General features: G+C 60.5%; 10 protein-coding genes. 4 read left to right on the forward strand and 6 right to left on the reverse strand.

All coding sequences use genetic code 11. The annotated features are described in order from the left end of the window. Positions 1 to 100: 100 nt before the first annotated feature. From GBM95_RS09165 to GBM95_RS09175, 3 genes are all read right to left on the reverse strand, one after another. Positions 101 to 1,579, reverse strand: a complete 1,479-nt coding sequence (locus GBM95_RS09165; protein WP_152158826.1) for a mechanosensitive ion channel family protein — start codon at positions 1,577 to 1,579, stop codon at positions 101 to 103. Positions 1,580 to 1,850: 271 nt separating this feature from the next. Then, positions 1,851 to 2,768 carry an AEC family transporter gene (locus GBM95_RS09170; RefSeq protein WP_152158827.1) on the reverse strand — a complete coding sequence of 306 codons (918 nt, stop codon included), beginning with the start codon at positions 2,766 to 2,768 and terminating at the stop codon, positions 1,851 to 1,853. Between the two features lie 165 nt (positions 2,769 to 2,933). Next, a complete protein-coding gene (locus GBM95_RS09175) occupies positions 2,934 to 4,241 on the reverse strand; it encodes an esterase-like activity of phytase family protein (protein ID WP_152158828.1) in 1,308 nt (435 codons plus the stop codon). Positions 4,242 to 4,512: 271 nt separating this feature from the next. On the opposite strand from GBM95_RS09175, the gene GBM95_RS09180 reads away from it, so the two are divergent. After that, positions 4,513 to 4,761 (forward strand): hypothetical protein, encoded by a 249-nt coding sequence (locus GBM95_RS09180; protein WP_152158829.1) that lies wholly within the window; start codon positions 4,513 to 4,515, stop codon positions 4,759 to 4,761. A gap of 171 nt (positions 4,762 to 4,932) precedes the next feature. On the opposite strand, the gene GBM95_RS09185 is transcribed toward GBM95_RS09180, so the two are convergent. The 3 genes from GBM95_RS09185 to GBM95_RS09195 form a co-directional block, all read right to left on the reverse strand. After that, a complete protein-coding gene (locus GBM95_RS09185; RefSeq protein ID WP_152158830.1) occupies positions 4,933 to 5,946 on the reverse strand; it encodes an aspartate-semialdehyde dehydrogenase in 1,014 nt (337 codons plus the stop codon). A 48-nt stretch (positions 5,947 to 5,994) separates the two neighbouring features. Then, on the reverse strand, positions 5,995 to 7,305 hold the full coding sequence (locus GBM95_RS09190; RefSeq protein WP_152158831.1) for an aspartate kinase: 1,311 nt from the start codon (positions 7,303 to 7,305) through the stop codon (positions 5,995 to 5,997). A gap of 74 nt (positions 7,306 to 7,379) precedes the next feature. Beyond that, complete coding sequence (locus GBM95_RS09195; protein ID WP_152158832.1) at positions 7,380 to 8,453, reverse strand: homoserine dehydrogenase; 1,074 nt, start codon at positions 8,451 to 8,453, stop codon at positions 7,380 to 7,382. Positions 8,454 to 8,764: 311 nt separating this feature from the next. On the opposite strand from GBM95_RS09195, the gene thrC reads away from it, so the two are divergent. From thrC to GBM95_RS09210, 3 genes are all read left to right on the forward strand, one after another. Next, on the forward strand, positions 8,765 to 10,234 hold the full coding sequence (gene thrC / locus GBM95_RS09200) for a threonine synthase (protein ID WP_152158833.1): 1,470 nt from the start codon (positions 8,765 to 8,767) through the stop codon (positions 10,232 to 10,234). 30 nt (positions 10,235 to 10,264) lie between these two features. Continuing rightward, complete coding sequence (gene thrB, locus GBM95_RS09205; protein WP_152158834.1) at positions 10,265 to 11,146, forward strand: homoserine kinase; 882 nt, start codon at positions 10,265 to 10,267, stop codon at positions 11,144 to 11,146. 215 nt (positions 11,147 to 11,361) lie between these two features. Next, positions 11,362 to 12,102: a LysR family transcriptional regulator gene (locus tag GBM95_RS09210; RefSeq protein WP_226963253.1), complete on the forward strand. Its 741-nt coding sequence runs from the start codon at positions 11,362 to 11,364 to the stop codon at positions 12,100 to 12,102. Positions 12,103 to 12,390 lie beyond the last annotated feature (288 nt).

The following is a 12,390-nucleotide window of genomic DNA, read 5'->3' on the forward strand; positions in this document are numbered from 1 at the left end:
GTCGCCCTGGTAGCAATTTTCCCTTTGGCTTAGCGGCTTTGGCGGTAGTTTTTCAAATTTCAGATTCGCGTAGCCCCAAAATCAACCCGAGAACCTAGGGTTAATATTTCTGATCCGCGCTGGCCGGAGATTTCTTTCCGGCCATTTCCTCCACCCGGATCGGAACAAGCGCATCGCGAAGAACAATTTCGAGACGGTTATAAGGAATCTCGATATTTTCTTCCTGAAAGCGCCGGTAAACCGCAAGCCCGATTTCCGTCTTAATGGAGGACGATCCGTTTACCGGATCCGCAAGCCAGAAGCCGAGCTTCAGATTAATTCCGGAATCGGCGTAGCTGTCGACATAAGCCCAGCCTTTTCTGCCCTTCACAATGCGGGGGCGCTCCTTCGAGGCTTCCTCGAGCATGATCTGCAGCGCTCTTTCGACATTGGCGCCGTAGGCGACGGAAATGTCGACGTACTGGATGACGGCGCCGTCCGTATAGGAGAGGTTCTGCACCGCGGTCGTCACGAACGTTTCGTTCGGGACGATGTTTTCAATGCCGTCGGCGCTCCTCACCACGGTGAAGCGCGTATTGATTTCCGTCACCTTGCCGCGGAAGGCGCCCACCTGCACGAGGTCGCCGATCTTGATCGACTTGTCAAGAAGAATGATGAACCCGGAGATGTAGTTGGAGGCAATTTTCTGGAGACCGAAGCCCAGGCCCACGCCGAGAGCGCCGCCGAAGACCGAGAGGATCGTGAGGTCGATGCCGACGGTGCCGAGACCGATGATGACCGCGAGCACCATGAGGAGCACGCTGAAGACGCGGGTGAGAACCACCTTCTGGTTGGCCGACAGGCTCTCCGCGCCGTCAATGAACTGCGCGACGATGGAGGAGAGCCAGTTGGCGACGCCGAGCGTGAGGAGCACCGAGAAGGCCGCGATCAGGAGCTTCCAGAGCGTCATGTCGCCCTTACCGATCGGGATCTTGGTCGCGTCGAGAATATTGACGAGCTCGCCCAGAACGCCGAAGAACTGCAGCACCGCAAGGCACCAGAAAATCGTCGAAACGGACTTTCTCAGGCTCGGCGTGATGATGTGCTTTCCGATCGTTGCCTGCAGGAAGCAGGTCACGATCGAAAGGAGCGAGTACGCATAGAAGAGGTTGTAGAAGATCCGGCAGACGACGAGCGAATTGGGCGGATAGTCCGCAACGGCCACCATGATGTAGGCCGAGAGCGCGATCACCGAGCCCGCGATAAAGCCGAAGGCAACGTTTTCGAGGAGCCCGATGCCGAGGTGCTTCAGATTGACGACGATCCCCTTTTGCTCCGGACCCGGACGCCAGCGTTCAGCGAGAATGCGGAAGCGCTTCGAGAGGATATTGCCGAGAACGAACGCGAGAACGACGACGCAGATCTGGGCGAAGACGTTTTCCCAGGTGAGGTTGGCAAAAAGACGGTCAAAAAAATCCACGAACCAGTGCGAGGTATCGGCAATGGCGTCGGCGGCGGAAGCAACCCCTGAAGTCCCGAAGTCTTCGGCTTCAAGCGGTTGATTCGCGAGCGCATTAGCAGTCTGAGTGGGTTCCGGCATAGTTGAATAAGGATGGAATGAAAAGTCGGACGCACCTTCCATAAATATAGGTGCGGGCATTGCCCGGAAGCGTTTCTAGAACCCCGGGGGAAGCTTCTCAAAAAAAGAAAAAAACGGCCGCGCAGATTGTATTGGGATTTGGCGCCCTGCGAGCGTTTTTAGGCCGCCCGGGAATTTCCGGCAAAGGAATTGCGGACAAGCGCCGGGAGCCCGCTCCTCAAAACGGGCTCCGTGAAGGTTTGCTACCCGGCGGAACGGGATGATATTTCGTTCAGAGCGCGAGCATCAGCGCCGTCATGAAGACGATCGAGCAGACGATCGAGAGCGAATTGATGGTGCAGGAGAGCGCCACGCGCGCAGGGTCGTCGAAGCACTGCGCCGTGAAGATCGCGCAGACGGCGGAGAGCGGCGCAAAGGCGATGACGGCAAGGACCTTTCTCACCTCGGCGTCAAAGGGCGCAAAGGTGTAGAGAAGCCAGGCGAGCACCGCCGCAATGAGGTAGCGGCTCAGAAGCACGCGCCCGATCGTGACGAGGGTCCTCCTCTCGAGCTGAAGCTCGAACCCCACCCCGATCATGAGCATCGCAAGGAAGGGATTGGCCGCGCCCACGATGTCGGTGAAGGTAAGAACGGCTTTGGGCATCGCGAAGCCGATGACGGAGAGCACCACCATCAGGATGTAGGTGTCCATCGCGATCGAGGAGAACATGCGCTTCAGGAAAAGCATGACGCCGTCCCCTTCGTCCTTTCCCTTGACGGCCGCCGCCATCGAATAGGTTGCGCCCGTGCACATGAGGGAGTTCCCGGCATCGAAGAGGCAGGTCGCCACCACGCCCACAGGCCCGAGGAAGGTCTGAATGTAGGGGAGCGTAAAGCAGCCGATGTTGTACCCCGAATAGTTGATCATGCTGAAGGCCTGCTCGTCGGGGCCGTTTCGGCGGCTCGCGAGAAAGCCCGCGCCGATCGTGACGAGGTTGAGGATCACGCCGAGGAGGACGAGCGAATAAAGCGCCGCCTCCACTTCGATGCGGCCGAAATTCGAAATGACGGCGCAGGGCAGCGTGATCTTGAGGACCACGGTCGAAATCAGCCGGAAGTCGTCGGCCCGGAAGAAGCCGATGCGCTTTAATGCATAGCCGCCGAAGATGATGACGAGAAATGCGGCAACCTTGATGAGAACGGATTCCATAGCGCGCCTGGGGAAATAAAAGCAATTCCGAAAATGCGGGAAGAATCTTAGAAGCGCGCACAGGAAAAATGAAGCCTTTTCCCCGGATTCCCCTGCTCCGGCTTGTCTCAGTGCCGTGCGGGATGGGAGAATAGGCGTATTTTCCGTCCGTTCCCAATCGTCAGATTAAAACTCTGACACGGGCTGCCCGAACGTAACGAGAAAGAGATCCGTACGGCTTTCCTGGGGCGAGCGGCGGCTCACGATGAATTTCGCGTTCGGGCGGGTTCCCGCAAGCGTGAGCTCCCCGTCCTTCTCGAGCACGTAGTCTTCGGGCTCGGAAAGCGGCGCATCCGGATTCTCCACCCTAATTTCCGCGCCGTAGCGATTGTCGGAAAGAATGGCGAGCGTTTTCTCGTCGGGAAGAAGCGCGAGGCCCTTGGCAAGCTTCGCTGTCCACCCGATGTCTGCGAGATTGAGAACCGTGCGGCGCTTCACGACACCGGGACGCGTTCTCTTCGCGCGCTGCAATTCCTCCGGGGGCATCCCCGAAACATCCGTCGCGCCCGAGAGATCCGCAAGGACGAGCTGGATGAGGCGCGAGCCGTCCCTGGCCGTCCCCTGCTCGATCACGAGGAAGCGCCCGTCTCCGAGCGCCGCCGCGTCGCCGATGAAGGGACGCGTGCCGCGCTTCCAGACGCCGTGCTCAACGGGCCAGAGGTAGGCGGCGGACGTTTGGGTCTTCGGATCCACGGCAATCACGGTCAGAAAGCGCGTGAGTCCGAAGGCGTTGCGGTCGAAAGTGACGAGCCGGCCGTCCGCGAGGCGCGCGAGCGACCTCAGGGACCCCGGGCGTCCGGAGAGAAAGCCGGGGAGCCCGGCTCCGGGAAAAAGCACCTCGCGCTCCACCCCCTGGCGGGAAAACTGCCTGAGCGCGGGCCCGTAGCGGTCGACCACCCAGAAGGCAACATCCGGATCAATCGCGAGGCCTTCCGGATCAATAGGCCTCAGGCCTCCGGAGAGCTCTTCGTTTGCAAGCGACAGAATGGCGAAGGGCTTCCCTGCACCATCATCCCGCGCGGGGAGTCCCGAGAAAGGCTTCGCTTCAGCATTCGCGAGCGCAACGGGGAGGAGCGACCGGGCCTTTCCCGGCGTCACCTCAATGCGCACGATGCGCGGCTGGAACATGGGCGAGAGAAAGTAGCGTCCCGGGCGCACGTTTCCAGCGTCGTCCCGCACGGAAGGCGCGGGAAGCGTTGGACCGCGGTCTGTGAGTCCATAAAAGAGAAGCGTGCCGTCCGTGCGTTCGCTCGAAAAGGCGAGCGCGCACCCGACGCTCATCGGAAAAAGTCCTTCCGGGAGCTGCGCTTTTCCGGCTGTGCCCGAGGGGAGCGTCAGCTGCGGAACTTCTACGGCAAAGCGTTCTATCTTTTCGATGCCTTCCGGGAGACGAATATCGGCTTCCTCCTGAGGCACGGACTTTATATCGGGCATTCTCTAGAGTCTGGCCGCCCGAGAAGGGAGACCGGGGAAATGATCAGGAAAAGCGCATTTTAGTAGAGCGGAGGGAAATCGTGTTTTCAGGCCGCGATGCCCGGAAGGCTGAAAACACTGAGGGAGGCGCTTCGGGGCGGCTGCTCGGCGCCGCGCCGGAGCGGGATCAGAAAGTCCTGAGGCTCTTCTGAAGCGGCTGATCGCTCAAATGCAACAAACGGAATCCTTCGGCAGAGAGACCGTCGCGCCGGGTGTTCAAGAGAGATGCAGAATGCCGAAAGTTGTTCAAACCATTGGAATCAAGGAAACGCCTGCCCGGGAGCCTGAGCGCATTGCCGGGAATCCCGACACACCTCCATCGAGCCGTCGATTTCCTCAGAAGCGTCCGACAACCTGGCGCGACATGCTCCACGTTTCCCTCAAGGCCCCGGCCTTCCGTCAGGAATGGGAGGATGCCAATGCAGAACTTGCCTGGCTCGACAGGAAGATTGGCGTGCGGTTTAAGAGGCACTCCAGGTAAAGGACCGACGACCCGGGCGAATGAGAAGCCCGCCGCGACGTCTTTCGCTCTCTGAAGCGGCGCCTCAAGCCCCAAAAAAACAAAAAACGCCTGAGAGAAATCTTCGCGCGGCACGCGGATAAGCTTCTCTCAGGCGGACGGACTCTGCAGTCAGAGCTTGAAGCGCATCGCTCAGGCGTTGATGCCGAACACGATCTCAGCAATCTGAATGGCGTTCGTGGCGGCGCCCTTGCGGATCTGGTCGGCGCAGCAGAAGAGCGAGAGTGAACGGTTGTAGGCGTCCTTCGTCGCCGCAAGGTCGCGGCGGATGCGACCCACGTAGACGAGATCCTGATCGCTCGTCAGCATCGGCATCGGATAGTGCTTCTCGGCCGGATCATCCCAGAGCTTCACGCCCGGAGCGTTCTGGAGGATTTCGCGGGCCTCCTCGGGCGAAATTTCCTTCTCGAATTCGAGCGTGAGGGCTTCAGAGTGGGAGCGCATGATCGGCACGCGCACGCAGGTGCAGGAGACGAGGAACGTGTCGTCGTGGAGCATCTTCCTGCCTTCGTTCTGAAGCTTCATCTCTTCGGAGGTGTAGCCGAGGTCGTTGAAGCCGCCGATCTGCGGAATGAGGTTGTAGGCAATCGGATAGGGGAAGGTGCGCAGCACCGGGCGGCCCGTCTTCACCTCCTCCTCGAGATCCTCCATGCCGCCCCTGCCCGCGCCCGAGACCGCCTGGTAGGTCGAGGCCACCATGCGGCGCAGACGCGCCTTCCTGTGAAGCGCCGCGACGGCCGTGAGCGCAATGATCGTGGCGCAGTTCGGGTTCGCAATGAGGCCCTTCGACCACTTCACGTCCTCGGGGTTCACTTCCGGAATCACGAGGGGCACTTCCGGATCAAGGCGGAAGGCGCTCGAGTTGTCGACGACGACGATGCCCTTCTTTGCGGCATCGGGAAGGAACTTCTTCGCGACGTCGTTGTCGGCGGCGCCGAGAAGGAGGTCGAGGCCTTCGAAGGCTTCCGGAGTCGCCTCCTCAACCTTCACCATCTTTCCGTCGAATTCGACTTCGGTCCCGGCAGAGCGGGCGCTGCCGAAAAGGCGGAGCTCCGCAATGGGGAATTTGCGCTCGGCGAGAACGATGCGCATCTGTTCGCCGACAGCGCCCGTGGCGCCGAGAATGCCGACCTTAAGAGCCTTCATGATTTGTCTCCGATTCTTGAAAATGACTGGTTGAAGTGCGTTTCTCTTTCAGCGCGCAAAGCTCTGGTAGAGCGCGCGCACGGCCTTGTCGAAGTCCGCATTCGCGACGCCCACGATGATGTCGATTTCGCTCGAGCCCTGGGAGATCATGCGGATGTTGACGCCGGCGTTGCCGAGCGCCGTGAAGAGCTTGCCCGAGGAACCCGCGCGGGCGTTCATGTTGCGGCCCACGATGGCGATGAGCGCAAGGGGCTCGGTCACGCGGATCGAATCCGGAGCAATGCGCTCCTTGATGTCGGCGAGGATTTCGTAGAGGTTGTGCTCAACGTCCTTCTTCGCGAGCACGATGTTGAAGCTGTCGATGCCCGAGGGCAGGTGCTCGATCGAGACTTCGTACTTTCTGAGAACGTCGAGAGCGCCCGAGACGATGCCCACCATGTTTGACATGTTGCGCTTCACGACTTCGATCGAAAGGAAGCCTTTCTTGCCGGCAATGCCGGTGATGAGGGGGCCGTCCACCTCGTCGTCGATCTTGTCGAGAACGAGCGTGCCCGGATCCTGCGGACGGTTGGTGTTGAGAACGTGAATCGGGATGTTGTATTCACGGATCGGGAAGATCGCGTCTTCGTGCAGAACGCTCGCGCCCATGTAGGAGAGCTCGCGCAGTTCCGCGTACGTAATTCGCTCGATGTTCTTCGGATCCTTAACGATGCGGGGATCCGCCATGAGGAAGCCCGAGACGTCGGTCCAGTTTTCGTAGAGATCGGCCCTGAGGCAGCGCGCGAGGATCGAGCCCGAAATATCGGAGCCGCCGCGGCTCATCACCTTCACGGCGCCGTCGGGCGTGCGGCCGTAGAAGCCCGGCATCACGAAGCGGTCGTTCTTTTCGAGAACCTTCTTGAGGTTTTCGGTGGTCTTGTCGATATTAAAGGTGCCGTCGAATTCCATCGCCACGACGTCGACCGCGTCGACGAAGGGGAAGCCGAGGAAGTCGGCCATGAGCTTCGAGGTGAAGTATTCGCCGCGGGAGACAAGTTCGTCCACCGAAAGATCGGGCACCTTTTCGGCGCAGGCGTCGAGTTCGTCCTCGATCGGGGTATTGAGCCCGAGCTCATGCTTGATCTCAAGGAACCTGCCACGGATGATCTCGAAGATCGGGCGGTAGTCGACGTGATAGTCGACGTGCGCGCGGCAGAGGTAGAGAAGATCGGTGATCTTGTTGTCCTTAGGATTCTTTCTGCCCGCCGCCGATATGACGACGAAGCGGCGCGAGGGATCCGCCTCAATGATGGCCTTTACCTTGCGGAACTGTTCTGCCGAGGCGCAGCTGCTGCCGCCGAATTTCGTAATTTTGAGCATGTTGGTCGCTCCTCTCTCTTGGGGAGTGGTTATTGTTCAGAAATGGTGTGGCTGGTGCCGGGGGATTCAGGGTCTCAGTCCTCGGGTTCAAACGCCAGGAAGACGTTCTTTTCCCGGGCGAGGTCCGCAAGCTCCGCGAGCGTCATGTCGCGGAAAACCCCTTCGGGCGTGACGCCTCTGCCTCTTAGGAGCGAAGCGTCGTAGCTGATGGGAAGGGACTCGCTGACCTCTTCGACCATCCGTGTTCGGATGGAGGTGAGGTCCTGGAGCACGGCATCCGCAGTGGGCCTGCCGCCTGCGCCCTGTCCGTAAAATTTGAGTTCGCCCACGATGTCGCCCGCGAGCGTCGCGCAGTTGAAGTTGTCGCGCACGTTGGCTTCGATGGAGCCCAAAGGCAGAACCACGGGCACGACGCCCAAGGCATAGTGCTTCGCGTTTCTCCTGAAGAGCATCATGTGACGGAGCGTCTTCCCCGAGCGCCTCAGGTCGTCGAGAAAAGCCTTTGAAATCCTGCCGATCCCGAGAACGGGGAACGCGGCATGAACGGGGGCCCCCATCGCAACGCTCGCCGAAATGATCGCCTTGTTGGCGACGTCGTATCCGCCGATGTCGGCGGTCGGATCAGCTTCGGCGTAGCCCTTTGCCTGGGCTTCGGCGAGCGCCTGATCAAACTCCATCCCGAAGCGCTCCATGCGGTCGATGATGTAGTTTCCAGTCCCGTTGAGAATCCCCGACATGCGCTCGATCCGGTCGACGCGCACGGCTTTCTTCAGATTCTCGATCCAGGGAATGCCGCCCCCGACGGAGGCTTCGAAAAGGAAGGGAACGTTTCTTTCGCGGGCGAGCGCGGTGAGTTCCTCATAGTGGAGTGCGAGCGCGGCCTTGTTGGCCGTGACGACGCCCTTTCCCGCCTCCATTGCCCGGCGCATGTATTCGCCCGAAGGCTCCGTCCCCGAAAGCACGTCCACTACGACGTCGATCGCCGGATCGTCGAGGATGTCCTCAATGCGGTCTGTCATGAGGGGACCGCCCGCTTTCCCCGGGCGGCGCAGAATGTGCACGAGCTCAATTCCGGCGTCGCGCTCGGCAAGAAGCTTCGCGAGGCTTCTCCCGACGGTGCCGTAGCCGAGAAGGCCGATTTTCAGCATGAGCCTGACTCCCTCAAGATGTCTGATTGATGATTGTCCCGGAGCGCGCAGGAGGTCTGCGCGCTCTTCGGGCTGATTCCTCCGCCGCCCCTAAGGCGCAGTGTTTCCGAAGGAACTACCCTTCATCCTACAGGAGAAGGACTCTTAAATTTATCTGATGTCCGTCGGGACAACCGCTTAGTCGAACTGAGCAAACGGGGATGAAGCGAAAAAGTTTTCGCGACTTTGCGGTCGTTCCCGACGAAGCGTTCCCGGACAACTATATTTAGGGGACTGTTTTCACATTCATCCATTCCCCGGAGACCGCACTCATGCTTTACCACAGCACCCGCAACAAGAATGAAGTCATGTCGAGCCGGGAGGCCGTGCTTCAGGGACTTGCCCGCGACGGCGGCCTCTTCGTGACGGACGACCTCGACCGCGCGCAGATCGATCCGGCTTCGCTCAGGGGCTCCTACATGGATACCGCGAAGCGCGTTTTTTCGCTTCTTCTTGACGACTACACGGAGGAAGAGCTCGAAAGCGCCATCCATGCCGCCTACGGGCATACGTTCACAGCTCCTGAAGTGACGCCCGTGACGAAGCTCGGAGAAATGCACCTCCTTGAGCTCTACCACGGCCCCACGTCCGCCTTCAAGGACGTTGCGCTCTCGATGCTTCCGCAGCTCATGAGCAAGGCCCTGGCCGGCACGGGAAAGAAGATCATGATCGCAACGGCCACCTCGGGCGATACCGGGAAAGCCGCGCTCGCGGGCTTCAAGGACGTTCCCGGAATCGGCATCTCGGTCTTCTATCCCGAAGGCGGGGTCTCGGCCATTCAGGAACTTCAGATGTCGACCCAGGAAGGAAAAAATGTTGCCGTCTGCGCCGTTAACGGAAATTTCGACGACGCGCAGACCGCCGTCAAAAAGCTCTTCTCTTCCGATGCAGTGGCGGAGCTCGCGGCGCTCGGCGTTTCGCTCTCGAGCGCCAATTCGATCAACGTCGGGCGCCTTGTTCCCCAGATCGTCTACTACTTCGATGCGTATAAGCAGCTCATGGAACAGGGCGTCCTCAGAGCAGGCGACCCCATCGACTTCACCGTGCCGACCGGCAACTTCGGCGACGTGCTCGCCGGCTACTGCGCAAAGCGCATGGGGCTCCCCGTGAGGCACCTCGTCGTTGCGAGCAACGCCAACAACGTCCTCACGGCCTTCCTGACGACGGGGGTCTACGATCGCCGGCGCGACCTCGTGAAGACAATTTCTCCCTCGATGGACATTCTTGTGTCGAGCAACCTCGAGCGCGCGCTCTACTGGATCGACGGCGGGAATGCCGCGAGGACGCTCGAGCGCATGAAGGCCCTTCAGACCGAAGGCGTCTACCGCGTGGATGCGGAACTTCTCGCGAAGCTTCAGGAAACATTCCTCGCGAGCTTCTCGAACGACGACGAAACGAAGGACGCGATCCGCCGCGCGTGGGAAGATGAAGGACGCTTGATCGACCCGCATACGGCGGTTGCCTGGCGGGCGGCGGAAAGCCACTTCGACCCGAAGGTTCCGATGGTGGTGCTCTCGACCGCAAGTCCTTACAAGTTCTGCCGCGACGTCTATGAAGCCATCTGGGGCGAAATCCCCGGGGCGGACGCCTTTGCCTACATGGACGCCCTTTGCGACAACACGGGAGTCGAGCTCCCGAAGGCCCTTGCGGGACTCCGCACGAAGCCCGTGCGTTGGGACGACTGCACGGAAATTGCCGACATCCCGCAATACGTCGTCAATGCCGCCAAGCGCATCTTCTGATCGTTCACGTTTTCTGGGAGTTGAATTTCCATGTTCGTCACCGTACGCGCGCCCGCGTCCACCTCGAACCTCGGCCCGGGCTTCGACTGCCTCGGGCTCGCCCTTTCGCTCTATTCGGTCTTCAAGTTCGAGACCTCGGGCGAACTCATCGTTGAGGGGTGCCCCGAGGAATTTCAGAACGAAGACAATCTTGTGCTGCAGGGCTTCCGCGCGGTCTATAAGGCCGCCGGCGAAACCGCCCCGACCGTGAGGCTCACGATCAATGCGAACGTCCCCGTGGCCCGCGGGCTCGGGAGCTCGAGCACCTGCATCGCTGCCGGGGCAGCGGCTGCAAACGCGTTTCTCGGCGGGCGCTTCTCGAAGGATGAGCTTTTCGAAATCTGCGCGGAGTTCGAGGGCCACCCCGACAACGCGGCCCCCTGCGTATTGGGAGGCCTCACGGCGTCCTTTGCGGCCGACGGGCGCTTTCATACGGTCCCCCTCGCGATTCACCCGGACTGGAAGTTTGCCGTCGTGGTCCCCGACTACGAGGTGAAGACGTCTGAGGCGCGGAAAGCCATGCCGAAGGACATTTCGATGAAGGACAGCGTCTTCACGACCTCGCACTGCGTGGCGCTCGTGTCGGCGCTCGCTTCCGGCGATGAGTCCCTCATCCGCATCGCCTGCGAGGACCGGCTTCATGAACCCTGCCGCAGAAAGCTCATTCCCGACTACGAGGCGGTGCGCGAGCTCGCGCTCAAGTCGGGAGCCGCGTGCTTCTTCATCAGCGGCTCGGGCTCGACCCTCATCGCCATGACGAAGAATGCCGATACGGCGCTTCAATTCACGGCAGCCGTGCGCGAAAAGTTCCCGACCTTCGGCACCCATGTGCTCGAAGCCGCCTTCGGGGGCGTTGAGGCGCGGGGCGAATAAGCATCTCCCCGCTCCATCGAGAGCGGCCTGAGCTTCATTGGAAGCTGAGAAAGGCTCTGTCCGGTTTCGGTCGACAGAGCTTTTTTCTTTCAGCCGGCGTCATTTTTTTGGTCGGACTGTACACGGATTGAAAAGCGCTTTTCTCCCGGAACAAATGACTCCTTCCGCACCGCCCTGACCTCTCTTTCTAAGCGCTCCCGCATCGCTTCAATGCCATCTCTCACGATCGCCTTTTACTTGTCCGGCAGAAAAGCTACACCGCGGCGGCGCAGAAGCTTTTCGTCACGCAGCCCACGCTTTCAAGACAGGTCACGGATCTTGAGGAGGAGCTCGGCCAGGTGCTCCTTGAGCGCACGACGCGCCGCATTGTACTGACCGAAAAGGGAAGCCTCTTCTATCGCCGCGCGGTGAGCATCCTTGCGCTCGCAGAGGAAGCGAAGCGCGAGGCGATGCACGCCGAGGAGATCGCAGGCGACATCACCATCACCGCGGGCGAATTCTCAGCCTTTTCCGCCATTGCCCGCGCGGTTGCGCGTCTGCAGGCAGCCTACCCCGTCGTTCGGAGCCACTTCAGAAGCGTCACCGCGGACGTGGCGGCTCAGCAGCTCCGGAACGGCGAGGCCGACTTTGCAGTCTTCTCTGCCGGCGCGGATCGCGCAGATTTTGAAAGCCACCCGCTCCCCGAGAGCGCTCCCTGGGGCGTTCTGGTTCCGCGCGGCGCGTATGAAAACCTCAGCGCCGTCACGCCGGAAGCGCTACGCGAGATTCCTCTATACATTCCCCGCCACTATTCAGGCGAGGAAGCCGGCGCCTTTGCCGGCTGGTCGGGCTATCCGTTCGATGAACTCAAAATCCGCGGCACCTACAACCTCATATTTAACCTTGATATTTCATCCGGCCTCGGAGCTCCGATCTCCGAGGCTCAATTGAGAATCGATCTCATCTGGTCACCATAAATCCGCGCAGCGGGTACAACACCCCCTTACCCCCGAGTTGACAACGAGTCGGGGACGCTCCGTCAGGGGCTATTCCATCAGGATTTCAAAACGGCGCTGCCAGGCTTCCGGCATCGGCGGCAGGCCGAAGACAATGCGGGTCTGCAGTTCGCGGATCTTGGCCGGTACGCAGATGAGGAACTGGCGGATTGCGCCGCTTCTTCAAGGGCTTATGCGGCTGCTCGCGCCTGAGCAGAGCGTGCCGAAGCTCCTCCATGATCTGCATGACGACGAGCGTGATTGTCATGC

Origin of the sequence: Sutterella seckii (assembly GCF_009183815.1) — a bacterium.
Taxonomy (GTDB): Bacteria; Pseudomonadota; Gammaproteobacteria; order Burkholderiales; family Burkholderiaceae_F; genus Sutterella; species Sutterella seckii.